The organism is Protofrankia sp. BMG5.30, from assembly GCF_001983005.1.
GTDB classification, from domain to species: domain Bacteria; phylum Actinomycetota; class Actinomycetes; order Frankiales; family Frankiaceae; genus Protofrankia; species Protofrankia coriariae.
In genome coordinates this window covers 209,857-235,303 of record NZ_MOME01000004.1, presented here as the reverse complement: position 1 = coordinate 235,303, position 25,447 = coordinate 209,857, and the positions used below count along the sequence as shown (strand labels likewise).

Sequence of the window (25,447 nt, the reverse complement as noted above, 5' to 3'; positions counted from 1 at the left end):
ACCGGCCTGGTCGGCGGGAAACTCGACAGCCCACCGGAAGGCTCTACCCTCAACAGGGTGAGCGATCTGACGCAGTCCACCAGCCGGCCAGCCCTCCAGGACGCCGGCGAGGGATCCGACATCGGCGAGGGATCCGAAGTCGCCGGCACTGCCGCCGGTGGTGCCACCGGCGGCATCGTGCCCGCCACCCCCGGCGGTGCGGTCGTGGCCACCGGGGCGAAGGCGGTGGGCGCGTTCGCCGTCGGAGCGCTGGCCCTCGGCGCGACGGCGCTGGGCGCCCTCGCCGTGGGCGCGCTCGCGATCGGACGGCTGGCGGTCCGACGGGCGCGGGTGGGCAGCATCCGGATCGCGACGCTCGACGTCGAGCACCTCCGCGTGCGACGGCTGGAGATCGCCGACAGCGAAGGTCAGCGGTAGAGGACCGCGCTGGAGGCGCTGACGAATCCCGGCGACTGCGCGAGATAGTTCATCGACGAACCTGACCGCAGGCTGAGATCAAGCGTTGCCGCCACGCAGGCGTTGTACGAGTTCACCACCAGCCGCCCCTGTACCCGGATCGTCGACCCGGCCACATCGGTCAGATAGAGATCGGCTATGCAGCCGAGATCCGGGTAGGACGCCCGGCCCACGTTCTCCCCGATGTCACCGTCGGTAAGAGCGATCTTCACCGTGTACGGGGTCGAGCCGGGCTGGCTGACCGTCCCGGACCATGAGCCCGGGAATCCGGCCGGCATGTCGTAGCTCTTCGGTGCCGGTGCCGGTGCCGGTGCCGCTGGTGGTGGCGCGTCCGCGCCGGGGCGTCCGGCGGCCGGTGCCTGGCCCTGGGGGCCGGCCGCGTCCGCCGGGCCGATGCCATCTGAGCCGGTACCGTCCGAACCGGTGCCGGCGGTTGCCTCCGCGATGGAGGGCGCCTCCGGCGGCGGAGCGGACGTTGCCGCCAGCGCCAGGCTCTGCGTCGGYGGGGCCGCGGTGGGGCCGGCCGCCTGTGTCGTGGTGGCACTGTGTGACGTCGTCGCCGGGCGCGCGCTGACGGTCGCCTCGCTGTCGTCACCGACAGCCCACAACAGGACGCCGGTACCCACGGTCAGTAACGCGACCGCGGCGACGGCGGCGAGGACGGCCGCGGGAAGGCGCCGGTGYCCGCCCGGTCGTGCCGGCCTGCCCAGGGCGCCCTCCGGCCACTGGCCGGACGGCCGCCCGCCGGGCTGCGGTGAGACGGACGCGCCCGCCTGCGCGGAGTATGCGGAGTATGCGGACGCCGTACCGTCCAGCGACCGTACGTGGGCTACAGCGGTGGGCGCCTGGCTGACGTCCGGGGCCGCCGGCGGCGGAGTGTTCCAGGGATGATCGGCGGGCGGCGCGGCCCCGGGTACCGCGGTGCCACCTGCCACGAAGGCACCCCCCACAGCGCCGCCCGGTCCGGACACGGCAGGCGCGACCACGGGCTGGAAGCCGGACGCCGCCAGCCCGGCCAGCGCCCGCTCGGCCGCGTCCGCCGTCGGACGCCACGCCGGCGCCTTGGCGAGCATGCCGGCGATCACGTCCCACAGCGCCGGTGGCAGGCCGGGTATGGGCTGCGGCGCGTCCTCCATGTGGGCGCGCAGGAGCGCGACCGGGTGCGGAGCGGAGAACGGCGGCTGGCCGGCGAGGAGTTCGTACAGCATGACGCCCGCGCTGTAGACGTCGGCCGGCGGCCGCGCGTGCTCCCGGTGGGCCAGCTCCGGAGCCATGTACATCGGCGTCCCGATCATCCCGGTGAGGCGGGTCAGGGACGGCCCGTGCGCCAGCCTGGCGATCCCGAAGTCGGTCAGGCGGGCGTGCGGATCGTCGGGRTCGGTGATGTCGACGAGCACGTTGGCGGGTTTGAGATCACGGTGGACGACCCCGGCCGCGTGCACGGTGCTCAACGCACGCAGCACCTGGCAGGTCAGGGCGACCGCTGTGGCCACCTCGAGTGTGCCGCGTTCGCGCAGGTAGACCCGTAGATCGACACCGTTGACGAGATCCATCACGATCGCGAGGGTGTCGCCTTCGACGACGAGGTCCCGGACGGTGACCAGGTGCGGGTCGCTGAAGCCGAGCAGCACGGACCGTTCCTGGACGAACCTGGCGACGGCCTCGGGGTCGTCGGCGAGTTCCCCGCGCAGCACCTTCACGGCGACCGGGCGGTCRCCGTCGACGGTGGATCCTCGCCAGACCTGGCCGAACGCGCCGCGGCCGATCGGTTCGTGTAGAACGTAGCCAGAGCCCAGCTTCTGCATGGCAGAAGCCCCCTTCCCCCAGAGAAAACCGTGCCCATCCCATCACCTGGGGACTATCGGGGTCACCTGGGGCCGTCGGGGATTAAACCGATACTTCACACTATTCCGGGCAGGGCTACCGAGGGCGGTAGCGGGCGGCTGCGCTGTCTGGAACATCTGTCTRGAACGCCGAATGGCTGGAGCCCTGCGWCACATCCGTCATGGGCTGTGCCCCGGGCATGCCCCAGTCCGCCGGGAGACGATTCCGCTGGTCCCGGCGGGGCATGAGCGGCCGGGTGAGGTCCCGCTCCTGTCCCGGCCCCGAGCTTGGGGCCGGGACAGGAAGTTGCGTCGGGTAGCGGGTACCCGGCCGAGGACGCTCGCGGGCAGCGGGCCGGGTCAGTCCGCCCGGCCATCGTCCCCGGCGGCTTCGTTGTCGTCCGGTTCGGTGGGGAAGTCCTCGGCGAGGATGCGGTAGAGCGCCCGTCGGGCATCCACGAGGATCTTCTGGGCGGCCTGGACCTGGGCGTCGCTGCCGGTCTGCGCAACCTGCACGACGGCCGCTCCCACGCCGAACGCCAGCGACCGCAGGTCGGTCAGGCCGTGGTTGGCGGCAGCCGCGGCTGTCTCCCAGGGCTTGGGTTCGTCCGCGTGGGCGTCAGTGTAGGCGCGGCCCGCGTCGGTGAGGTGGAACACCCGCTTACCGTCGCTTTCCTCGGCGCGGACGAGCCCTTCGTCGGTGAGCAGCTGCAGAACGGGGTAGACCGAGCCGGGACTCGGCCGCCAGGCGCCCTGGCTGCGTTCGGTGAGTTCGTTGATGATCTGGTAGCCGTGCATCGGTGCCTCCGCGAGCAGGGCGAGGACAGCCGCGCGGACGTCGCCGCGTCTGACCTTCGCGCCGCGGCCGCGGCCGCCGGGGAAGAAGCCCCGGGCGCCCGGGCCGAAGCCGGGGCCGGGGAAGCCCGGTCCGGGGAAGCCCGGTCCGAAGGGAACGCCGCCAGGGCCGAACGGAACACCGCCGCCGGGCCCCCCATGCCTACCAGGCCCACCGTGCCTGCCGTATCCACCGTGTCTGCTGTGCTGCCAGCCGCCTCGATCGTCGGCGGCTGCTGCCCGGAGGCGGTCGGAGCCGGGGCTGCCATGCCTGCCGCGGCTCCATGGCCACGATCCAGGAAATTCCGATGCGTACACGATAACCCTCCAGTCGTTGTATCGCGTACGCTCACGATATATCGCGATGCACCGTTGGGCAAGCTGCCGCGAGCCCCGGCCGCCGGTGCCGGGGCCGGTATCGGTACCGGTACCGGTGTGACGTACCGCACGTCGGCAGAGCTGGCTGGTGCGGGTGGTGCCGCCGCCGATGCGACGGCTCGACGACCTGCTGACTGGCCGATCCGGGAGCACGGGCAACAGGGCGAGTTGGGCATTGGCGCTGGGCTCCGCTGACTGRCTGACCGGGGGCGCGGGTTTCGACGTGTCGGCGCCGTCACCGGTGGGCGGTGCGGGCGCTCTCGCAGGTCTCGCTGGTGCTGTCGATGCGGGCGGCGCTGTCGGTGTCAACAGCGGCCGCCCCTGTCGACGGCGCCGTGCCGGTGTCGGTGAGTCTGCCGATCCCGCGGCCGGGTCGGCGGTCTCCTTCGGGCCACCGGCGTCCGGGATGGGCTGCCGGCCGGCACCGTCCCCTGAATAAGCGTTACACGACGCGGGTCGGAATTAAGCATTGCCGGAAAATAATCAGATTCTCAAAGTAGTCGGACGGCTACGTCCTTGTCGGTACGTCCGAGCCGTGCAGAATTCCCGGTCAACTTGTTGACAGCCCGGCTTGTAGGCTGACATAGTGCATAACATGCCAAGGGATATCGGCCTGTCGGTCCGGCGCGCGGTGGACCTCCTCCGCGTCGCCAGCGCCATGTGTTCCGCCTGACCGGCCGTCCTCTTTGATCGGCCATCATGGCCACAGCATGCATCCCGCGTCCGTCCCGCCTTTTTCTCCCCGCTGTTCCGACGGGTGGGTGCTGCGCGCCGGCAGCGCCGCCCTGATTTCCCGTGGCTGTTATTTTCGTGTCGCGTACGACCGTAATATCACAGTTGACTTCAGCGGTACGGTCGATCAATGTCGCTTCATCGCCGCCCGGGGCCGTGCCGGCCGCTGACCGGTCCGCAGACAAACCCGAGAGGAATTCGACCTCACCATGCAGCACAGTGTTCGACGTGCCGTTCGACGCCGACCAGGGATGCTGCCAGCAGCCATCGCCCTGGTCGCGACGCTGATTCTGGCGGCCTGTGGGCAGGACAACGGCAGCGGTGCCGCCCAGGTCGAACAGACGGAACTGCGTTATCAGGGCTCCGTCGGTACGGTCACACCGGTCGAGCTTGCCGCGGACCTCGGTTATCTCGGCCCCATAAAGCTCAAGTGGATCGGTAACACGATCAGCGGCCCGCAGGACATCCAGTCGGCTGCCACCGGGGACGTCGACTTCGGCGCGGCGTTCAACGGGGCGATCATCAAACTGATCGCCGCGGGTTCGCCGATCAAGGCAGTAGCCGGCAGCTACGGAATCGACAACAAAGTCTTCGGCGGTTTCTACGTTCTTGACGGTAGTCCGATCACGTCACCCCGTGACCTGTTCGGGAAGAAAGTCGGGATGAACACGCTAGGTGCGCACTACGAGGCTATCCTGGACGAGTACCTCAAACGGGGCGGTCTCAGCCAGGACGAGATCAAGAAAGTGATACCGACGGTTGTCCCGCCGGTGAACACCGAGCAGTCGCTGCGCGAGAAGCAGATCGACGTCGCGGTTCTCAACGGAATTCTGCGGGACAAGGCGCTGGCCCGGGGCGGGATCCATCCGCTGTTCAGCGACTACGATCTCTTCGGCTCGTTCACGGCCGGCAGCTACGTGCTCCGCGAGGATTTCATCAAGAAGAACCCGACGACGACCAGGCAGTTCGTCGAGGGCGTGGGCAAGGCCATCGAATGGTCCAGAGCAACTCCTCTCGACCAGGTCATCGCCCGCTTCAAGGACATCATCGCCAAGCGTGACCGCAAGGAGGACACGACCGCCATCCAGTACTTCAAGGGATTCGGGGTTGCCGGCAAGGGCGGGCTCATCGCGGACGCCGACTTCACTCGGTGGACCGACTGGTTGAAGGTGAACGGCCAGTTGAAGAAGGACGTCACCCCGGCCGAACTCTTCACCAACGAATTCAATTCCTTCCGAGCGAATTCCTGACGGAGCCGTTCCCGGGAACCGGGCCGGCATCCCGCTCCGGACGCGGGATTCCCGGTGCCGCGCCGTCCCAGCCGCCGCGGCACCGGGAATCATCCTTCACCGACACCGAGAGATGATCGGCAATGAGCACGATAGAATTCAGGAACGTCACGAAGAGGTTCGCCGTCCGTGACCACGGCAACCGCCGCAACGCCGTCAGCGAGTTCACCGCGGTCGACGAGGTGAACCTGCGCATCCGCAGCGGTGAGTTCCTGGCCCTGGTCGGCCCCAGCGGCTGCGGGAAGTCCACCCTGCTGGACATCCTCGGTGGGCTGACCGGTGTGAGCGAGGGCCAGGTACTCGTCGACGACAACCCGGTCTCCGGCCCCGGCCTCGACCGGGGGATCGTCTTCCAGCAGTATGCGCTGTTCCCGTGGCGGACCGCCCTCGGCAACGTCGAATTCGGTCTCGAGGCCAAGAAGGTGGCGCGGTCACAACGTTCGGCGCTGGCCCGGCACTATCTCGACCTTGTCGGGCTCAGCGGTTTCGAGCACCGATATCCCCACGAACTGTCGGGCGGTATGAAACAACGGGTGGCGATCGCGCGGAGCCTGGCCTACGACCCGGCGGTCCTGCTGCTCGACGAGCCTTTCGCCGCGTTGGACGCCCAGACCCGGGAAACCCTGCAGGACGAGCTGCTGCGGATCTGGGCCAAGACCGGCAAGACGATTCTCTTCGTCACCCACGGCATCGACGAAGCCGTGTACCTCGGTCAGCGGGTCGCGGTGATGACCTCCCGGCCCGGCCGGATCAAGCAGATCGTCGACATCCCCATCACCACCCGCGCGGACGGGAACGACCTGCGTTCCGATCCCGAGTTCGTCCGCTACCGGCATGAGGTCTGGGAACTGCTGCACGAGGAGGTGGCCAGAGCCCAGCAGACCGAGCGTGACGAACAGGCGGCGGGTGAGCGGGCATCCTTCGACGGCGGGCCGGCCCGCCGTGGTGCGGCTGGCGCGGCACCCGCGCAGGCCGGCGGGCACGAGGAGCACACAGGAACAGCGGGGCGCGCGGGGCAGGCGGCGGCCGCGGGGCAGGCGGAGAGGGAAGTGACCAGCGTTGGCCATCGTTGAGAACACCCGTACCGAGGCCGGAACCCGGCTTTCCGCGTCCGCCGGCTCCCCGGTCGCCGCCTCTCGCCGTAGCTGGCTGCCCAGGGTGGGCCGGATCGCCGGCGGGATCTCCCGCCGGGTGGTGGGCATTCTGATCCTGTTGGCCGCCTGGGAAACGCTCCCGCGGCTCGGCGTGGTCGACCGGGTGTTCCTGCCGCCCTTTTCCGAGGTCGCCGACGAATGGGTGGTACTGCTGCGCAGCGGCGACCTGTGGGAGCACACCTCCGCCAGCCTCACCCGGGCGGCCAGCGGTTTCGCCATCGCCATCGCCATCGCGCTGCCGTTGGGACTGCTCATCGGCTGGTTCCGGCTGGCGGCACAGTTCCTCAACCCGGTGCTCGAGGTCTTCCGCAACACCGCTCCGCTGGCCCTGCTGCCGGTGTTCGTGCTGATTTTCGGGCTGGGGGAGACCTCGAAGATCGCCATCATCGTCTATGCCTGCGTCTGGCCCGTGCTGCTGAACACGATCAGTGGTGTCCAGGGTGTGGACCCCCTGCTCGTGAAATCCGCGCGGTCGATGGGGCTGCCATCGGTACGGCTGTTCCAGAAGGTCATTCTTCCGTCTGCTGTGCCGACGATTTTCACAGGCGTCCGGCTGGCCGGGGCCTACGCGATCCTGATACTCGTCGCGGCCGAGCTGGTCGGTGCCCAGGCCGGGCTCGGCTATCTGATCAACTATGCCCAGTCGAACTTCGCGATTCCTGAGATGTACGCGGGAATCATCACGGTCTCGGCTGTCGGCCTCATCATCAACCAGGGCCTGCTCGCTCTGGAACGGCGCTTCACGAGGTGGCGGGTCACCTCGAACTCCTAGCGCGCCGTCCGCGCAACGCGGCCGGTATCCGTGGCCGTCCGCGCGGAACATGATCCAGGCGAGTTTGCCGTTGTGTACGCTTTTCATCCCCACCGGCGCACACAACGACAAACTCGTGGCGATCTTCTCCGCTGGCCCGCCGGAGCAGCCGTTCACCCGTCCGTAGGAATTCGTCCGTGGGAAGAGGGACGTGATGTCTGCCGCTGGCAACCGGAAGTTTCATCTCAACGCATTTCTGATGAACGCCGGGCACCACGATGCCGCCTGGCGGCATCCCCGGAMCCAGCCCGAGCGCGCCACCGACCTGACGTATTTTCAGGAGCTCGCGCGCACGGCCGAGCGAGGCAGGCTCGACTCCCTCTTCCTGGCCGACGGGCTGGCGTTGTGGGGCAAGGTCCGGCACAACGTGCTGGGCGGCTTCGAGCCGATCACCCTGCTCTCCGCGCTGGCCACGGTCACCGAGCACATCGGCCTGATCGCCACCGTCTCGACGACCTACAACGAGCCGTTCCACGTCGCCCGCAAGTTCGCCTCCCTCGACCACATCAGCGGCGGGCGGGCCGGCTGGAACATCGTCACCTCCGGCAGCCTCGACGAGGCCCGCAACTTCGGCCTGGACGAGCACCTTGAGCACGGCCTGCGGTACGCCCGGGCCCGGGAGTTCGTCGAGGTCGCCACCAAGCTGTGGGACAGCTGGGAGGACGACGCCCCGATCATCGACCGGGCGGGCGGGATATACGCCGACGCCGGCAGGATTCGTCAGATCGGGCACGTCGGCGAGTTCTTCCGCGTCCAGGGGCCGCTGAACGTCCAGCGTTCCCCGCAGGGCTATCCGCTGCTGGTACAGGCGGGTTCGTCCGAGGACGGCAAGGAGTTCGCGGCCCAGTACGCCGAGGCGGTCTTCACCGCCCAGCAGACCCTCGCCGACGGCCAGACCTTCTACAAGGACCTGAAGTCGCGCCTGGCCCGTTACGGGCGCGCGCCCGAGGACGTGAAGATCCTCCCCGGTATCTGCCCGATCATCGGTGCCACCGAGGCCCGGGCCCGGGAGTTGGAGGAGGAGCTCACAGCGCTGCAGGTCCCCGAGTACGGCCTGGCGCAGCTGTCGAACATGGTCGGCGTCGACCTCACCGGTCTCCCGCTGGACGGGCCGCTGCCCGACCTGCCCGACGAACGGGACATCAACGGCAACAGGAGCCGGTTCACCCTGGTCAGCGAGCTCGCCCGCCGCGACGGGCTGAACCTCCGGCAGCTGATCGCCAGGTTAGGCGGTGGCCGTGGGCACCGGGTCTTCGCCGGCACGCCGGAACAGATCGCCGACCAGCTCGAGGAGTGGTTCACCCAGGACGCGGCCGACGGCTTCAACATCATGCCGCCGTTCCTGCCCGGCGGGCTGACGGACTTCGTCGACCTGGTGGTGCCGATCCTGCAGCGCCGAGGCCTGTTCCGCACCGAGTACACCGGACGCACCCTGCGCGAGCACTACGGCCTGCCCCGCCCCACGAACCGCCTGGCCATCCAGGCCTGACCGCCGGGCTGAGCCGAGCCGGCGTCGCCGTCGGGCGGGCGGGGCGGCGCCGGTGGGCGGGGCCGGTGCCCACCGGTTCGCGTCCGGTCGCGGGCTGGTCGTGGTCAGTTGCCGGGTTCGTCCTTGACGAGGCGGTTCCAGGTGGTGGGTCCGACGATCCCGTCGACGGTGATGCCGGCGTGCTGCTGGAAGCCGCGCACCCAGGCGTCCGTCCGCCGGCCGAAGACACCGTCCACGGGGAGGAAGTTCCCGGGGTCACTGATCCGGGCGTTTGCCTGGTCCTGGACGGCGCGTACCGCGTCGCCCTTCTCACTCCGGTCACCATCACGGACGGTGATGATGAGCGCCGGCCAGCTCTGGTCGCCGACGGCACCGTCGACCACGATCCCGGCGGACGACTGGAAGGCGCGCACCGCCGCCTCGGTCGCCGGCCCGAAGACACCGTCGACGGTCACCGAGTATCCGTGCGCGCGTAGCAGGTACTGGACGGTCTGTGCGGGTTCGCCGCTGCTGCCGTTCTTCTGCAGGGGCCAGGTCGCGGACATGCTTGAGCCTCCTTGGCGGTTGGTTTCGGGGCGACCGGTGGCGGCCACCTAGAAACACTATGAGTGATGATCTTATATCTGTCAGTCACACATCCGGCCGGGATGGCTGCCCGCGTCAGGTCATCAGGTTGTGATCTCCTCGTTGATCGTGCTCGGATCGTTCCACGGCCGTTGCCGCGGCAGCTTGCGGTGCCGCAGCGACCCCGTCCGCAGGGACAGGTAGGCCACGGCCGACAGCGGGATGGGCAGCCAGAAGTTCGCCAGCCGCCAGGTGACGACCCCCAGCAGCGCCACGGCTCGGGTCGAGCCGAACCCGACCAGAGTGGGGACGAGCACCCCTTCGATGATCCCGAGTCCCCCGGGGGAGATCGGGACGGCGGCCAGCACGTTGGCGAGCCCGTAGGCGACCAGCAGGCCGTCCACGGACGCGGCGTGGCCGTAGGCGTACAGGAACACCCACAGGGAAGCGGCGGCGAGCAGCCAGTTCGCCGCCGCCCACAGCGTCGCCCTGGCGAGCTGGAGCCTGTCCGCGCCGAGGACCCGCAGCCGGTCGGCAAAGGTGCGCACCAGCCGTTCGGCGCCGTCCGGTGACAGCCCCGGCGTGCGGTGGGCGACGGAACGCACGACGCGGACGGTTCGTTCACTGCCCCGGGTGAGCAGTATCACGCCGACGAAGACGGCGGCGATCAGCAGCGTCCCCACCGCCGCGGCCGTGCCGTAGATCGGGTTGCCGCCCCGGGTCGGGATGGAGATCAACAGGCCGATCCACAGGATCACGTTCAGGACGACCGCCGAGCCCGCGCCCTGGATCGCCGCGGCGGACACCGCCTCGGAGGCGCCGACTCCGGCACTGCGTTGCAGGCGGTAGCGCAGCGCGCTCGCGGTGGCGGCACCGCCGGGCAGCATGTGGCTGACACCGAGAGTCGTCAGGTCGATCCGGATCAGCGTCCACAGCGACGGCCGGCCCTCCCGGGCGAGCACGCTGCGGGTCAGCATCGCGTAGGCGAGCAGGGACGCCGCCTCCAGGACCAGGCCGAGCACCAGAAAACGCGGCTCCACGTCGGAGAACGTCTCCAGCGCCTTGCGGGCACCGGCCAGCTGCGGCAGCACCGCGTATTCGACGATCAGTGCCAGTATCACGACCGCGGCGCCCCGGCGCAGCCATCGGGGCACCCGCAGCAGCGTCATCGGCCCGCACCCGTGGACGCCTTCGCTGTCGTGCCGGCACAACCACCGTCATGGCCATCAGCGGACCCCCACGGGCAGTACCGCGAGCGCGTACAGCACTCCGCGGGCCGGCAGCGGGACATCCGGCGGCGGGACATCGTTGTCGTGAGACCGCGCATCGCATCTCATGGTGGCCTATCGATGCTCTTGTCTACCCCGTCACCACACGGGAACACGGGATTCAGGCTGACCGTGCGCCGGTGAACATGCCGATCAGGCGTCCTGGCGGTGCCGAATCTGTCATTCGTGGCCGTGAAGCATCGATTTTTGTGGCACGGCGAGGAGACCGCGGGCGGCGGCGCGCCGCGGGCACACTGGTGGGGTGGACGTCACCTGGTGGGGGCACAGCACGGTTGTGATCGCCGATGCGGGCACGCGGCTGGTGACCGATCCCGTCTTCGGGATGCGCGTCGCYCACCTGCGCCGGCGGGCTGGCGCGCGCCCGGTGGCGCAGGCCGCGCGGGTCGACGCGGCGGTCGTCTCGCACCTGCACGCCGACCATCTCGACATCCCGTCGCTGAAGCTGCTCCCGCCGACCGCGCCGATCATCCTGCCGCGCGGTGGCGCCGCCCTGCTGGCCCGCCGGCACCCGGCGCTCGCCGAACGCTGCGTGGAGATGGTGCCCGGTGACCGCGTCCGAGTGGCTCCCCGTAACGGCACAGCCGCCTGGCTCGGCAATGCCGGTGGTAGCGCTGACAGCCACACCGACAACGGCGGGAGGGACGGCGGCAGCATCGATCATGGTGATGGCCGCGGTATCGATCACAACGTCGATCACGGCGATGGCCGCAACGTCCGTCCCGCCGTCGATCATGATATCGATCATGGCGGTGGGGTGGCGGTCGCCGCCGGTCTGGACGTGCTGGCGGTGCCCGCCGAGCACGACGGTTCGCGGGGGCCGTGGTCGCGCCATCGCGGCCCGGCGCTCGGATTCGTGGTGACCGGCAGCCGGACGGTGTGGTTCGCCGGGGACACCGCCCTGCACGACGCCATGGCCGATCTCGCCCCGCTCGGCCTCGACCTCGCTCTCGTCCCGGTCGGCGGCTGGGGGCCCACCCTCGGCCCCGGGCATCTCGACCCGGCCGGCGCGATCGAGGCGGTCCGGCGGACGCTGGGCCCGCGGCCGCTCCCCGCGCAGGCGGTGGCCGAGGCCGCGGCGATGGCGGTACCGATCCACTACGGGACCTTCTGGCCGGTCGGTTTCGACCGGGTGCGTCCCGACCGTTTCCACGAGCCCGGACGCGAGTTCGCCCGACTGGCAGCCGCCGCTGCCGACCTGCCCGCCGAGGTGCGTGTGCTCGCCCACGGCGAGTCCCTGGTCCACCCGCCGGCCGGCCGGTGGACGCCCGCGAGAGCTGTCAGGTGACGTTTTTCGACGAAGCGTGTGCCGGCTGCTCCGTACCCGGTTGCGCACCTGGTTCCACCGGTCGTCCGACCGTGTTCTGCGTGGTTTCCGCGGCTTCCTGAACGCCGGGGGTCTCGTGGGCTCCGGGGGGTTTCGGGGCCGGCGCGGTTTTCGTGTCGGCCGGCCCGCCAGAGGCGGCGGGACGGGGCTCGGGCAGCGGGCCGCGGCGCAGCCCGAGCTGTTCCAGCCAGCGGACGAGCTGGTGGTGGACGGCGTCCGGGCCCTCGATCGGGCCGGGTACGGCCGGCCAGCCCGCCGGGTACAGCAGCACGGCCCGGGTCTGGTCGCCGCCGATCCCGCCGTGGCAGCCGACCAGCTCCTCGAACGCGGCAACCTCCCGGGTGCCGGGGTCGATCCGGCTCACGACGACGATGTCGCCGACGTTGTGCATCCGCTGGTGGCGCAGCAGGTCCGCGGCGGCCCGCGAGCCGTACCCGAGCAGCGGGTTGGTGCCCTCGACCACCCCGGTCTCCAGGAACATCCGGCCCCGGGCGCCGAAGGCGACCGGTCCGTGCCCCTGGCAGCGCACCACGACGAACCCGACCCCCGGATGGTCGATCAGCCCGCGGACGAGCGCGGGGTGCAGGAACTCCATCTGTTCGAGATCGGCACGGCCGGCCACCTGCGGCAGGTAGACCATGGCCAGGTTCCCGGACGCGACCACGACGAGGTCCGGCCGCTGCGGATCGAGAGTGACCTCCAACCGGGACGGGCCGAAGGTGATCTGCCCGTCGTCGGTGCGCCGGCGCAGCATCAGCCGCCCCGGCCCGGTGCCGTCCCCGCCGCCGGTGACCTCGGTGAGCAGGGTGTTCACCGGGCCCCAGCCCTCGGCGGTCCCGGTTGCCGCGGCCGCGGCCGCCCCCGGCGTCAGCAGGCCGCGGACAGTGTCCTCCAGGGACCGTCCGTAGCGCTGGCGGAACGTCGCGCCCTGGCTCTGCCCGTGGTCGGACAGGACGACGATCTCGTACGTGCGCTCGACGGCACTGGCGATCCGCTCGAGCATCGCCAGCACCCGGTCGATGCCCTCCAGCGTCTGCAGCGACTCCCGCCGGTTGGGCCCGGCATGGTGGGCGACCTCGTCGTAGTCCACGAAGTCGCAGAACACCACGGGTACGCCGCGGGCCATCTGCTCGGCGATGAACGTGACGTTGAGGTCGCGCAGCAGGACGTTGGTCAACCCGCGCAGCGCGACGTACGAGCCACCGCGGCGGACCCGGGGAAAGATGTTGTCGCGGCGCTGCTTGCGGGCCTGGTGCACCTCTTTGATCATCTCGCCGATGGTCAGGACCAGCGACCGGGCGAGCCCCTGTGGGCTGGCCGCGAACGAGGCGTAGCCGCGGGCCCGGCGGCCGGGCAGACCGGCCTGGCTGACGGTGAGCAGGCTGTGCGGCGCGTCACCGGAGAAGACGTTGCTGATGCTGACCCCGCCGTCGGCGAGCAGGCCACGTCCGTTGCTGAACCCCCGCTCGATCTCGGCGGCGTCCCGCGGCCGGTTGGTGACCACCAGCCGGCCGGCCTCCTTGTCGTACCAGCGGAAGGCGGGGACGTGGCCGGATGTGCCGTGCAGGATGCCGGCCTGGCTGGTCGGGGTCGTCGACGGCATGCCGGTGTGCCACTCGACGAAGCGGTGCGAGCCGCCGCGGACCCAGCGGCTCAGCGTGGGCAGGTTGCCGGCCGTGACCGCCCACCGCAGCAGCGGCGCGGACAGGCCGTCGATCTGCACGATGACGACTCCCGGGCCGTCGAACGGGCTGCCGCCCCCRCCGCCGTAGCGGGCGACCTGTCGCATGACCTCGCTGCTGAACGTTCCGTCGCTGCCGGCGTCGGCCAGCCAGCCGACGACCGCCGAGATCACCGCGATGCCCCAGGCGACCCCGACGGCCGCACCGAAGCTGCTGGAGATCACCTCTGGTTCGATGCGCAGCGCAACGTAGATCACCAGGGTCTGCGCGAACAGGCCGATCAACGGGACGGCGATCCCACCGAGCGCGACTGCCAGGGCGACGAGCACCGGCCGCAGCACCACGCCCACCAGGGTGAGAATGACCACCAGGCGCATCAGCGCGCCGAAGCCGTTGATCTCGATGCCGGGCAGGAACTCCAGGGCCAGACCGAGGGCAAGCCCGCTCGCCACGACGGACCGGGTGACGCGCAGGAGGCGGTGCGGCGTCGGCTTCATGTCGCGCAGCACGATGCCGGCGAGGCGCAGCCGTCCCCGCAGCAGCCTACCGATCACGGCGAGGCGCCGCCCGTGCCCGCGTCCACGTTCGGGCCGGGCGGGGCGGGACCGCGTACCGGTGTCGGTGCCGTCAGCACCGGTGTGACCCACAACCATGACCAGCGCAGACTAGAGCGCTGGTCAAGCAGCGCGGACAGCGTCCGCGTCCGTCCGCGTGGAGCGTGGCCCGGACGAGCTCGTCGTTCGGCGCTCTTTTCGGCCTGGTGGGCGTACGCGACGACGGACTTCTGGCGATCTTTTCTGTTGTTCGGGGCCTGTTGGCGTTGGTCACCGGCGGTGCGGTTGCTCATGGCCGTGCCGTGGGTGTTTGGGATCATATCTGACGGATTTTCGACTGGCTGGACGGGAAATTGTCCGTGTCTGGCCGTCCGCCCGCTCGTCGCGCGGTTGTCCGGCGGATGAGCGCCGGATGGTCGTGGTGACGACCGGATATCGGGCATCCGGGTGCCCGGCCGCGGGTCATGGCCCCGGAGCGGGATCTGAAGCAAGCCCGGGAGTGAGAAATACCGGTATTTGAGCAGGCGCCGGCGGGTGCAATTCGGGCGAATGGTCCCGGTGAGCTGATCCGGAAGTCACGCAACACACTGGATCACCACCTTACGCCCATCGTAGACACTTCGATCACSCACCATAGAAACAAGCACCGGTTGCGAGCCGGTGTACGGCGAGGTGGTCGGATCCGGAAGACGACGCGGCGAGTCAGGTGGGAGGCGCGGTGAGCCACACGCGCGTCCGGGCGGGTCGGCGTGGGCCGGTTCCGGCCCCCCGTCCCGGAGCGGACGGCTCCGTGACCGGCTCCCGCGAAGAGGACGTCCGCGCGGCCGAGGGCCACCCGTCCGAGAGCCCCGCGGCGGCCGAGGCCCACAACGGGACGAGGGAGGCCAACGCCGGGCCGGCGGGCATCCCCGCGGGGAGCGCCTTCCCCGGGGCCGATCCCCGGCGGGACGGCCCACGGTGGGCAACCGGCCGTGCCGGCCGCCGCCGGGGCGGTGGCTCCCGCCGCCGTCGGCACCGCTGGGACCGCCCGCTGCGAGTGCTGGTCGTGCTGGTCGCGGCGGTGTGCTGGCCCGCGGTCGTCGGCCTGCTCACCGTGCACGCGACCGTGCAGCAGCCGGGCTACTACAAGCGGGCGCTCGCCGACGCCGACGTGTACGAGCGTTTCTACAGCCAGGTCCTGACCGATCCGCAGATCGTCGAAATCTCCGACCAGCTCTTCGCCGGCCTCCCCGTGGACCAGTCGTTGCTGACCGCGAACCTGCGGGTGGTCGTCCCCCCGTCGTCGTTGCAGGGGGTGGCCGCGAGCCTGGCGGAGCGCACCGCGGGCTACCTGAGCGGCAACGGCGACACGCTCTACCTGCGCATCGACCTGCGCCCGGTGCTGGCCAACATCTCCCAGCTCGCCAGCACCTACCTGGCCGACGAGCTCTCGGGCGCCGGCACCTACCCGGTGGACGACGTCAGCCGGTTCACCGTCGGCCTGCTCGACGCGCTCGACCAGCTTTCCCAGGGACGCCCACCGGCGTCCGTGCCGTCGATCACCTCGGTCCGGCTCTCCGAGCGGCAGGCCGACCAGGTGGCCGACGCCGTCCTCGACCGGGTGGGCGGGCTGGGCACGGACGAGCACCAGGCCGTACGCGAGCAGCTGGTCACGCTCATGCGGGCTGGTGATCTCACCTCGGCGCTGGCGGTCGCCGGCCCGCTGGTCTTCGACGGCGACGAGGCCGCCATCGCCGATCTGCGGCGGCGGGTCGGCGGTGGCACCAGCATCGATCTGGGGCCGGCACTGACCGGGCTGCCCGAATCCCCCGGCACCATGGCGGTGCACGCCGTCCACGATCTCGGCTCGTCGGGGGTGCTGCTCGCCGCGGGTGGGCTCGCCGGCCTGATGCTGGTGGTGTTCGCCACCGGGTTCGTCGTGATCGTCAGGCACGGTGGGTCGGGGTTCCGCCTGGTGCTGGCGGGGCTTGTCGCGGCCGGGGCGGCCGGGCTCGCCGCCGGGGGCGTGCTGATGACGCTGGTCGGCGATCCGCTCGCGGCGTTGACCGGCCCGTCATCGTCGCTGCCGGTGAGCGTGCGGGCGATGGTCGGTGACATCTCCTCGGCGCTGGTCGACCAGCTCCGCGACAACTGGTTCGGGTTCGCGGCGATGCCGCTGGTGGCCGCCGCCGGTGTCACGGTGGTAGCTGCCGCGGCGCGGATGCTGGTGGTCCGGGCGCACGCCCGTCGGCGGCGCTGGGGGACGTTGGCGATCACCTCGACGACGATCGTCGTCCTGCTGTGGATCGCGATGCCGCTGCCGGTCACCCCGGCCGCCAGGTACTGCAACGGCTCCGAGCTGCTCTGCGACCGCCGCTACACCGACGTCGTGTACCCGGCGACGCACAACGCGATGGCGGCCAGCGACGCGCGCTTCCTGGGCGCGGCCCAGGATCCGGACCTGATCGGCCAGCTGAACGCGGGTATCCGGGCGCTGCTCATCGACGTCCATCACTGGACGCCGCCGCAGGACGTCGAGGCATTCCTGCGCGGCCTGCCGCCGGACCAGCGGGCCACCCTCGAGCCGTTCACCCGGGGCGCCCGCTCCAGTCGTCCCGGGCTGTGGCTGTGTCACAACATCTGCCAGCTCGGCGCGCTCAGCCTGGAGACCGAGCTGACCCGGTTGCGGGCCTGGCTCGACGCGAACCCGACCGAGGTGGTGACCCTGATCGTCCAGGACGAGGCACCCGCGTCCGAGGTGACAGGGGCCTTCACCCGGGCCGGGCTCGGGCGTTACACGCTCACACCTCCCAGGGACGCGGATGGTGACTGGCCGTCACTGGGTTCGATGGTCGAGCGGAACCGCAGACTGGTGGTGCTCGCGGAGAACGCCGACGTCCCGGGCACCTTCTACCGGCGGTTCTTCCGATACGCGGCCGACACGGCCCTGGACGTCTCCTCGCCCGACGGCTTCGACTGCCGGCCTGGCCGCGGGCCGGGCCGGCCCGCGCCGATACTGATCAACCACTGGATCACCCGGACGGCGAGCAGCCGCGCGGACGCGGCCGTGATCAACCGCCGGGAGTCCCTGCTCAGGCAGGTCGAGGCCTGCCAGCGTGCGCAGGGCCGGCTGCCGACGTTCATCGCGGTGGACTTCGCGACCATCGGTGACCTTGTTCCGACCGTCGCCGAGCTCAACCACCTTCAGGACCGGTAGTGTAACTATCGGTGATGGTCGTCGCGGTGCGGCGCCGTCACGGGTTGGCGGCTGGCGACCGTCGACCATAGGATTCAATCCAGACGGACAACTGAACATCGATGCCGCTCACGCCCGCGCGGGAGAGTCCACGGCAGCTTGCGGTCCGTGGCGCCGAAGGAGCAAGACCTCCCCTATACACTCTCAGGCCGGAGAAACCGCCGGGTCAGGCAACTCTGGAAAGCGGACGTTCCGTGACGTCCCGCCGACGGTGAAAGCCCACGCATATCGGTCGCGGGTCGATATGCCGGGTGAAGCTCTCAGGCATACGTACAGAGGGGGAGGTCAGTCGCGGCCGGCGCGCTGCCGGGTCGCCCGATCTCTGGAGCGCATCGACCGTGCACGTACCCGTTTCGTCCTCTTCTGGCGCAATATCCTCTTCAGGATCCTCATCGGGTGACACAGATGGTTCTGCTGGTACCAGCCGTGAGAACGGCAGCGGTGGCGTGAATGGCACTGGCGGCGTCGGCCGCGGCGGTGGCGCCAACCGTAACGGCGGTGCGAACGGCGCTGGCGAGAGGTCCGCCACCCGCCGGTCGGTGACCGTGCCGGCATCGCAGCCCGCCCAGACGCCGCAGCCCATCCAGACGCCGCAGCCCACCCGGACGCCGCAGCCCACCCGGACACAGCCCGGGCGGGCCGAGCCCACACCGGCCCGCCCGCGCACGGGGGCCGCCGCCGCGCCCGCGCCGGCCAGACAGCCCGCGCCGGCCGTGACGGCGCGCCGGGCCGGCCCGCCGCCCACCGAGACGCTCACCTTCGCCGACCGGCATGTCGGGCCGGACGCGGACGAGCGCCGGAAGATGCTCGACGGGCTCGGCCATGCCAGCCTGGACGCGCTGGTCACGACCGCGGTGCCGGAGGTGATCCGCGACGACACCCTCGAGCTGCCTTCGGCGGCGAGCGAGCCGGAGGTGCTCGCCGAGCTGCGCCGGCTGGGCAGCCGGAACCGCCCGGTGCCCTCGATGATCGGCCTCGGCTACCACCCGGCGGTGCTGCCCGGGGTGATCCAGCGCAACGTCCTGGAGAACCCGGCCTGGTACACGGCGTACACCCCATACCAGCCGGAGATCTCCCAGGGACGTCTGGAGGCGCTGCTCAACTTCCAGACCATGATCGCCGATCTGACCGGTCTCGCGACGGCCGGGGCCTCGCTGCTGGACGAGTCGACCGCCGCGGCCGAGGCCATGCAGCTCGCCCGGCGGGCCGCGAAGAAGCCCGACACACGGTTCGTCGTGGACGTCGGGACGCTGCCGCAGACGATCGCGGTGCTGCGCACCCGCGCCAGGGCGCTGGGGATCGACGTGGTGGTCATGGACCTCTCGGCTGGCATACCGGAACACCTGGCCGAGTCGGCGTTCGGCGTCCTGCTGGCGTATCCGGCCGCCGACGGCGCGCTGCGGGACCCGCGCGCGGTGATCGAACAGGCCCACAGCCACGGGATCGTCGTGGCGGTGGCGGTCGACCCGCTGGCGCTGACGCTGCTGGCCGCACCGGGTGAGTTCGGGGCGGACATCGCGGTCGGCAGCGCACAGCGGTTCGGGCTGGGCCTGGGCTTCGGCGGCCCGCACGCGGGCTTCATCGCGGTGCGCGCCGGCCTGGAACGGTCGCTGCCCGGCCGGCTGGTCGGGGTGTCGGTGGACGCCGACGGCGAGCCCGCCTACCGGCTGGCCCTGCAGACCCGGGAGCAGCACATCCGCCGGGAGAAGGCCACCAGCAACATCTGCACGGCACAGGTGCTGCCGGCCGTGCTGGCCTCGATGTACACCGTCTACCACGGCCCGCGGGGGCTGGCGGGGATCGCCGAGCGGGTGCACGGCCACGCGGTACGCCTCGCCGCGGGGCTGCGCGCCGGCGGGGTGCGGGTCGTCCACGACCACTTCTTCGACACGGTGCTCGCGCAGGTGCCGTCCCGGGCGGCCGAAACGGTCGCCGCGGCGCTCGCCGGCGGGCTGAACCTGCGTCTGGTCGACGCCGACCACGTCGGCATCTCCTGTAACGAGACGACGCTGGACGCCGACCTGCACGCGGTGTGGGCGGCGTTCGGGGTGCCGCCGCTGCCCTCCCCGTCGATGGTCGCGCTGCCGGCGCGGAAGGCGACAGCCGCCGGCGCCGCTACCGCGGGCGGCGCCATCCCAGGTATAGCTACCATCGGTGCTCGATCTGACGCCGGTGGTGGCGGYCCTGCGATCCCGGCGGAGCTGGTACGGGCGAGTCCCTACCTGGAACATCCGGTGTTCCACCTGTACCGGTCCGAGACGGCGATGCTGCGTTACCTGCGCCGCCTCGCCGACAAGGACCTGGCGCTCGACCGCGGCATGATCCCGCTCGGCTCCTGCACGATGAAGCTGAACGCCACGACCGAGATGGCCGCGGTGACCTGGCCGGACTTCGCCGACATCCACCCGTTCGCGCCGCTGGACCAGGCCGCCGGCTACCTGGAGCTCATCCGCGACCTCGAGAAGTGGCTGGTGGCGATCACCGGCTACGCGGCCGTGTCGTTGCAGCCGAACGCGGGCAGCCAGGGGGAGCTCGCCGGGCTGCTGGCCATCCGCGCCTACCACCGCGACCACGCCGTGGAGGGCCGGCCGGTCCGGGACGTCTGCCTGATCCCGTCGTCGGCGCACGGGACGAACGCGGCGAGCGCGGTCATGGCCGGGATGCGGGTCGTGGTGGTCGCCTGCGACAGCGACGGCAACGTGGACCTGGAAGATCTGGCCGCGAAGGCGTCCGCCTACTCCGACCGGCTGGCGGCGCTGATGGTGACCTACCCGTCGACGCACGGTGTCTACGAGGAGGGCATCGGGCGGGCGTGCGACCTGGTGCACTCCTGCGGCGGCCTGGTCTACGTCGACGGCGCGAACCTCAACGCCCTGGTGGGGCTGGCCAGGCCGGGGACGTTCGGGGCGGACGTGAGCCACCTGAACCTGCACAAGACGTTCTGCATCCCGCACGGCGGCGGCGGCCCGGGCGTCGGCCCGGTCGCGGTGGTCGAACGGCTCGCGCCCTACCTGCCCAACCATCCGCTGCGGCCCGAGGCGGGGCCGGCCACCGGTATCGGGCCGATCGCCGGGGCGCCGTGGGGGTCGGCGGGCATCCTGATGATCCCCTGGGCGTACATCCGGCTGATGGGCGCCGCCGGGCTGCGCCGGGCCACCTCGGTGGCGGTCCTCAACGCCAACTACATCGCCTGGCGGGTGTCGTCCCACTACCCGGTGCTCTACACCGGACGTGACGGACTGGTCGCGCACGAGTGCATCCTCGACCTGCGCCCGCTGACGAAACGCACCGGGGTGACCGTGGACGACGTGGCCAAGCGGCTGATCGACTACGGTTTCCACGCGCCGACGATGTCGTTCCCGGTACCCGGGACGTTGATGGTCGAGCCGACCGAGAGCGAGGACCTGACCGAGATCGAACGGTTCTGCCGGGCGATGATCTCGATCCGGCGGGAGGCCGACCTGGTCGGCGCGGGCACCTGGCCGGCGACCGACAACCCACTGCGCAACGCCCCGCACACGGCGTCCATGCTGGTGGCGGACGAGTGGGAGCACCCGTACTCCCGGACGGTGGCGGCCTACCCGGTCGCCTCCCTGCGGGAGTCGAAGTACTGGCCGCCGGTACGCCGGATCGACGGCGCCTACGGCGACCGCAACCCGGTCTGCACCTGCCCGCCCGTGACGACGTTCACCGACCAGGACGAGGACATCGCGTTTGCCGACGGCGCGCCGGCCGCCCCCCACATCGTGGGGGTACCGGCCGATGCCCGCGGCTGACCCGACGAGACCCGCCCCGAAGCGGATCGACGCGGCGCGTAGGCCGGCCGGATCGTCGCGCCCTGTCAGGGGGTCGGGATCGTCGCGAACATGGCGACCATGCCGGCACTCATGATCAGGCGGCAGCCGTGGACGCGGACGGACGCGCCCCGCGCCCTGCTCACGAACGGGTCGGCCAGTTGGGCGGTCAGCTGGCCAGCCGGCCCGCCCGCCGGGTACGGGCGTGTCTCCGCCGGGTACGGGCGTGCCGTCAGGCGCAGCACCAGGGTGACCGCCGTGAGGACGGTCAGCGCCGTGAAAAGCAGGAAGAAACCGATGGTGAGGTCGTCCGCCGACCACCACCGCAGCGCGTTCATGTACGCCATCGCCAGGCCCTCGACGGCGAGCAGCGCGCAGCAGCAGGTCCCGGTCACGCCAGCGTCGTGATGGCCGCCCGGGCCCGGTTGCCGAAAGCGTTCCGGATCATCTCTTCGGATCACGTTGACGGTCAGGAAGACCGATGAAAGGAGCAGATAACCCCAGGCCAGCGTAGCTCCGGCGAGAATTCGGTCGGTGCGGGCCTGCCAGGCCGGCGGRCTGAACATGTACGCCATGCCGGCCGCTACGAGAAAATGGCCGGTTTCGGTCAGCACGACGATCCGGTTCCCGTCAACGCGTGCCGTTCGCACCGACCTCCAGGCGTGCCAGGCGTGAAATACCGCGAGAACGGCGAACACCAGAGCCGCGACAGACCAGAGCGGGCCATCGGCCGTGCTGGTTGTGTCCGCGACCCCCGGTACATGGTGCATTGCGGCACCGCCTGGTCATGCCAAGGTCCACGTTCACACGGAAAATCCTGGAAAGTTCCGGAAAATCCTGTTCCGGGGACGGCTGGATAGGCTCCGGCCGGACCTGGAACCGGGCCGGCCGGAGCCGTGTGACCATATATCCTTGCTTTGTCCCTGCCCGTGTTTTTCGGTACCAGCTACTGATCGGCGACTACTGCCCGGCGATTACTGCCCGGCCGCATCCTGGATGCCGGAGGTGACAGCCAGCGCCGAGTCGAGGACGCTTTCCAGCGCCCCGGACTTCGCCTGATCGATTATTTCGTAGAGCTGGTCGACGCTCATCTGTACCTGCTGGCCGAAGTCGTCCATGAGCACGATCCGGCGTTCGGCCGGGGCGTCGTGGTCGACGAACAGCTGCGGACAGCCACAACTGCACTTTCCGCAGAAGGTCGTCAGGTGCTGCCGGGTCGCCCCGTCGGCATCCGGCACCGCGTCCGCTGGAGTTTCGTCACGCACTGTCCCCACCTCGCCCGCCTGGCCGACGCGTCGGCATGGTCAACCCGCTCGCAACATCACTCACAGCGTAAGGACCCTCACGCCACCCTGTCCGCGTTTCCGCGAAATCACAACGACAACCCCGCCTTGGACCGGGACTCGCCCAAGAAGGTGCGTTCACGCGATGAGCCGCTGCGCGCGCCACGCCTGCCCGGCACGCGCCGACGTCTCGTCCGCGGCGACGATCTCTGTATCGGTCTCGTCGCGGTTGTTGCCGTAGTAGCTGACCGCRCTGGGGTGGGGCGTCAGGGGCAGGATTCCTCGAATTTGGCGATGTTGAGGGTGACGGGGGTGCCCCGCGAGTAGGGCCGGCCGGTGGCCGGTACGGTCGAGCAGATCTTCCAGTTGCTCTCGACGATCGCGATCCGGTCGGCGCCGGTGGCGTCGTGCACCGTGACGCTGGCGTTGTCGCCGAACGCCGCCCGTACGACCTTCAGCGAGCGGCCGGCGAGATCCGGCATGGTCGGGCCGATGCGCGGCAGGGCGGTGTCCGCCTCGCCCGCCCGCGGGCAGGTCTCGTCGAGATGGACCACCCCGAAGTCGACCCTGACGGTGACCGGATGCGGCCCCGCCGCCGGGGACTGGTCGCAGACCTGCCACTGGCGGTCGAGAATCTGCTCGCGGCCGCGCCCGAGCGCGTCGTGGGAGGTCAGGTTCGTGAAGCCGGCCGTCTGCGCGGTGTCCTGGGCGTACTGCAGGCCCTTGCCGATCAGGTTCGGCAACGTGCCGGTCGCGACCGTGCGGGTGGGTGCGGCCGGCCCCGAGGCGTCGGGCGCGCCCGGTGCCGAGACGAAGCCGTCACTCGACGCGCAACCGGTGCCGCCGGCGGCACCGAGCAGGACGAGGAGAGCCATGAGCGGCGGCAGCGCCGACGCGCCACGTGCCCTGGTCACGGCTGTGCCGACCATCGATGCTCCGGCCGCTGATGCTCCGGTTGCTGATGTGCCGGTTGCCGATGCCTCGGTCCTCGGAACTCTGACTGTGCGTGTCAGTGCGTCGCCTGTCGGGAGTGTGCGGCGTGGCGTGACGGCCTCGTGCCGAGATCCTCTCGGCTGAGCCCGTGGCCACCATCGCTGTGTCGACACGTTGTCAGAATGGCGTATGTACCCGTTCCTGTCCGTGAGACCGAACTCTCCGGACCCGCCGACAGGTGATCTTGTTCTGCTGCCTGGCGGTGGGGCCGCCGCGTGGGCTCCCGCGGTCGCGGGAGGCGGGCGTCAGGTCGTTTTCATACTGCTTCAGCACGTTAAGTATCAATATGAATGCATATAGTATCCATAGTCGTAACTTTTACTGACCGAGTTTGGTAAGCGTACGTTAGGGTACTACTGTAACTCGTTGTTACATCTCACGTTGAGGGCTGCGGCGGAACAGATGGGCCGGGAGGTGTCACCCGGCCGGTATCCGTGGTCCGGAGGCAAGGGGGCGCGGAAGAGGTCCTAGCCAACGCCGGGTCACGACCTGCTGCCTGTGCCGGACGGGTGGCGCGACGGGGGAGGGCTGGCTCGGTGGCCGTGGGGGTGGTCCGGCTCATTCAGGGCCTGCGACGACGCGCCGAACACCGTTTCGCGTCGTCTCCGGCCCATTCGAATAAAGGGGGGTAGTTCTCATGGAAAGCTCACGAGAGAGGGGCGTCCGTGCGTACGCTCGACCCCATCACCCTCGACCTCGACGCCATCGAGGCCGGTAAGCTCGCCAGCGGCATCACCCTGAGCCTGCTCATTCCCGCGCGTGGCCCGGAAGCGGCCCGGACGCTGGGTAACATCGTCGCCCTKAATCGCCAGCACTGGATGCTGGAACGCCCGGTGCTGGACGAGATCGGTGTCGTTGTCGATCCGTCGTCCGACGGCGACGAGCACGACCTGATACGTATCGCGACGGAAGCCGGGGCGAGCTGGGTCGTTCGGGGGCGGTCGGTGATCGAACGTCACATGAAACACGAGTCACCCTCCTACGGCGGCAAGGCCGGCGCGATGCGCAGCCTTGCCTACCTGGCATTCGGTGACCGGTTTGTATTTCATGACGCCGACCTGGAGCACTATGACCCGCTCACCGTGGGTCTGCTGGCGGCGGCCGCGACGACCAGCAGCGCGCCGCTGTTCGTCAACGGCAGTTCCCAGCGGGTGACCGGCGACGGCCGGYCCGGCGGGCGTACCACCGAGATGCTGCGCTCCCTGCTCTCCAAACAGCTGGCCCACTACGTCCCCGCCGTCACGACCATCCAGCAGCCGCTCATCGGTGAGTTCGTGGTCGACGCGGATCTCTTCGGCTCGCTGGCCTTTTCCCGCGGGTACGGCGTGGAGACCTCCCTGAAGGTGCTCGCCCTGGATTTCCTGGGCGGTACGGAATGCGTTCAGGTCACATTGCCGGTCAAATACCAGGTCGGTCAGGAATACCGCGACCTCGTCAAGCAGTTCCATGAGATAAGCTTTACGGTCGACGTGCTGGAGGCATATTTCTCCCGCCGTCGGATCGATTCACAGGTGGCGATCTGGGAGATCGCCGACAATTACGACCTGCTGTATCCCGGGCGTACGTACGCGCTGCACCGTCCGCCCGGTTACGACGACGCGGCGTTCGTTCCCCGGCTTGGTTTCTACCAGCCGCTGGCGAATTCGCGGGCCTACCAGGCGCGGATGCCCGAGATCAAGAGCGCGCGCCACGCGGCGCTGAAGGCGCTCGAACGCCGGATGCGGGCGTCCGCGTAAGCGGGCTGGCCGGCCCCGGGCCACGCC

At 70.3% G+C, this 25,447-nt stretch carries 19 protein-coding genes and 1 riboswitch; of the genes, 10 read left to right on the top strand and 9 right to left on the bottom strand.

The features are described from left to right. The first annotated feature begins 57 nt into the window (after positions 1–57). The gene (locus BL254_RS01645) at positions 58–417 is read left to right on the top strand and encodes a hypothetical protein (RefSeq protein ID WP_200902457.1); all 360 of its coding nucleotides are present in this window, start codon (positions 58–60) and stop codon (positions 415–417) included. Here the strand turns inward: BL254_RS01645 and BL254_RS01640 are convergent. Both BL254_RS01640 and BL254_RS29200 read right to left on the bottom strand, forming a co-directional pair. Beyond that, positions 408–2,261, bottom strand: coding sequence for a serine/threonine-protein kinase (locus tag BL254_RS01640; RefSeq protein ID WP_052914706.1), 1,854 nt, complete (start codon positions 2,259–2,261; stop codon positions 408–410). The two genes, BL254_RS01645 and BL254_RS01640, sit on opposite strands and share 10 nt — an antisense overlap. A gap of 378 nt (positions 2,262–2,639) precedes the next feature. Continuing rightward, positions 2,640–3,077, bottom strand: coding sequence for a PadR family transcriptional regulator (locus BL254_RS29200; RefSeq protein WP_371389783.1), 438 nt, complete (start codon positions 3,075–3,077; stop codon positions 2,640–2,642). Between the two features lie 1,009 nt (positions 3,078–4,086). On the opposite strand from BL254_RS29200, the gene BL254_RS29195 reads away from it, so the two are divergent. The 5 genes from BL254_RS29195 to BL254_RS01615 all read left to right on the top strand — a co-directional run bounded on the left by BL254_RS29195 (position 4,087) and on the right by BL254_RS01615 (position 8,966). After that, positions 4,087–4,164 carry a putative leader peptide gene (locus tag BL254_RS29195; protein ID WP_371389806.1) on the top strand — a complete coding sequence of 26 codons (78 nt, stop codon included), beginning with the start codon at positions 4,087–4,089 and terminating at the stop codon, positions 4,162–4,164. 310 nt (positions 4,165–4,474) lie between these two features. Continuing rightward, positions 4,475–5,473, top strand: a complete 999-nt coding sequence (locus tag BL254_RS01630; protein ID WP_047223708.1) for an ABC transporter substrate-binding protein — start codon at positions 4,475–4,477, stop codon at positions 5,471–5,473. A gap of 122 nt (positions 5,474–5,595) precedes the next feature. After that, positions 5,596–6,585: an ABC transporter ATP-binding protein gene (locus BL254_RS01625; protein WP_076842305.1), complete on the top strand. Its 990-nt coding sequence runs from the start codon at positions 5,596–5,598 to the stop codon at positions 6,583–6,585. Then, complete coding sequence (locus BL254_RS01620) at positions 6,572–7,438, top strand: ABC transporter permease (RefSeq protein WP_052914707.1); 867 nt, start codon at positions 6,572–6,574, stop codon at positions 7,436–7,438. The genes BL254_RS01625 and BL254_RS01620 overlap by 14 nt, the downstream gene beginning before the upstream one ends. Before the next feature lie 193 nt (positions 7,439–7,631). Further along, complete coding sequence (locus tag BL254_RS01615; RefSeq protein WP_076842304.1) at positions 7,632–8,966, top strand: LLM class flavin-dependent oxidoreductase; 1,335 nt, start codon at positions 7,632–7,634, stop codon at positions 8,964–8,966. 104 nt (positions 8,967–9,070) lie between these two features. Here the strand turns inward: BL254_RS01615 and BL254_RS01610 are convergent, their stop codons facing one another. Both BL254_RS01610 and BL254_RS01605 read right to left on the bottom strand, forming a co-directional pair. After that, positions 9,071–9,511 (bottom strand): peptidoglycan-binding protein, encoded by a 441-nt coding sequence (locus BL254_RS01610; RefSeq protein WP_047223710.1) that lies wholly within the window; start codon positions 9,509–9,511, stop codon positions 9,071–9,073. Between the two features lie 123 nt (positions 9,512–9,634). After that, positions 9,635–10,699: a YbhN family protein gene (locus tag BL254_RS01605; protein ID WP_076842303.1), complete on the bottom strand. Its 1,065-nt coding sequence runs from the start codon at positions 10,697–10,699 to the stop codon at positions 9,635–9,637. A gap of 361 nt (positions 10,700–11,060) precedes the next feature. Here BL254_RS01605 and BL254_RS01600 point away from each other — a divergent pair, with 361 nt between their 5' ends. Continuing rightward, a complete protein-coding gene (locus BL254_RS01600) occupies positions 11,061–12,104 on the top strand; it encodes an MBL fold metallo-hydrolase (protein ID WP_047223712.1) in 1,044 nt (347 codons plus the stop codon). Here the strand turns inward: BL254_RS01600 and BL254_RS01595 are convergent. Both BL254_RS01595 and BL254_RS26720 read right to left on the bottom strand, forming a co-directional pair. Then, on the bottom strand, positions 12,097–14,379 hold the full coding sequence (locus BL254_RS01595) for a phage holin family protein (protein ID WP_235433604.1): 2,283 nt from the start codon (positions 14,377–14,379) through the stop codon (positions 12,097–12,099). The genes BL254_RS01600 and BL254_RS01595 overlap by 8 nt on opposite strands. Further along, positions 14,376–14,672, bottom strand: coding sequence for a hypothetical protein (locus BL254_RS26720; protein ID WP_162233222.1), 297 nt, complete (start codon positions 14,670–14,672; stop codon positions 14,376–14,378). The genes BL254_RS01595 and BL254_RS26720 overlap by 4 nt, the downstream gene beginning before the upstream one ends. Before the next feature lie 497 nt (positions 14,673–15,169). On the opposite strand from BL254_RS26720, the gene BL254_RS01590 reads away from it, so the two are divergent. After that, complete coding sequence (locus BL254_RS01590; protein WP_052914708.1) at positions 15,170–17,575, top strand: hypothetical protein; 2,406 nt, start codon at positions 15,170–15,172, stop codon at positions 17,573–17,575. Between the two features lie 205 nt (positions 17,576–17,780). Next, positions 17,781–17,900, top strand: a riboswitch (glycine riboswitch). A 160-nt stretch (positions 17,901–18,060) separates the two neighbouring features. After that, on the top strand, positions 18,061–21,390 hold the full coding sequence (gene gcvPB, locus BL254_RS01585; RefSeq protein ID WP_076842302.1) for an aminomethyl-transferring glycine dehydrogenase subunit GcvPB: 3,330 nt from the start codon (positions 18,061–18,063) through the stop codon (positions 21,388–21,390). A 65-nt stretch (positions 21,391–21,455) separates the two neighbouring features. On the opposite strand, the gene BL254_RS01580 is transcribed toward gcvPB, so the two are convergent. From BL254_RS01580 to BL254_RS01570, 3 genes are all read right to left on the bottom strand, one after another. Further along, positions 21,456–22,058: a DUF5134 domain-containing protein gene (locus BL254_RS01580; protein ID WP_162233266.1), complete on the bottom strand. Its 603-nt coding sequence runs from the start codon at positions 22,056–22,058 to the stop codon at positions 21,456–21,458. 324 nt (positions 22,059–22,382) lie between these two features. After that, positions 22,383–22,646 carry a hypothetical protein gene (locus BL254_RS01575; protein WP_047224864.1) on the bottom strand — a complete coding sequence of 88 codons (264 nt, stop codon included), beginning with the start codon at positions 22,644–22,646 and terminating at the stop codon, positions 22,383–22,385. 311 nt (positions 22,647–22,957) lie between these two features. After that, positions 22,958–23,620 (bottom strand): hypothetical protein, encoded by a 663-nt coding sequence (locus BL254_RS01570; protein WP_047224855.1) that lies wholly within the window; start codon positions 23,618–23,620, stop codon positions 22,958–22,960. Positions 23,621–24,349: 729 nt separating this feature from the next. Between BL254_RS01570 and BL254_RS01565 the strand changes: the two genes are divergently transcribed. Continuing rightward, complete coding sequence (locus tag BL254_RS01565) at positions 24,350–25,420, top strand: hypothetical protein (protein ID WP_076842301.1); 1,071 nt, start codon at positions 24,350–24,352, stop codon at positions 25,418–25,420. Positions 25,421–25,447 lie beyond the last annotated feature (27 nt).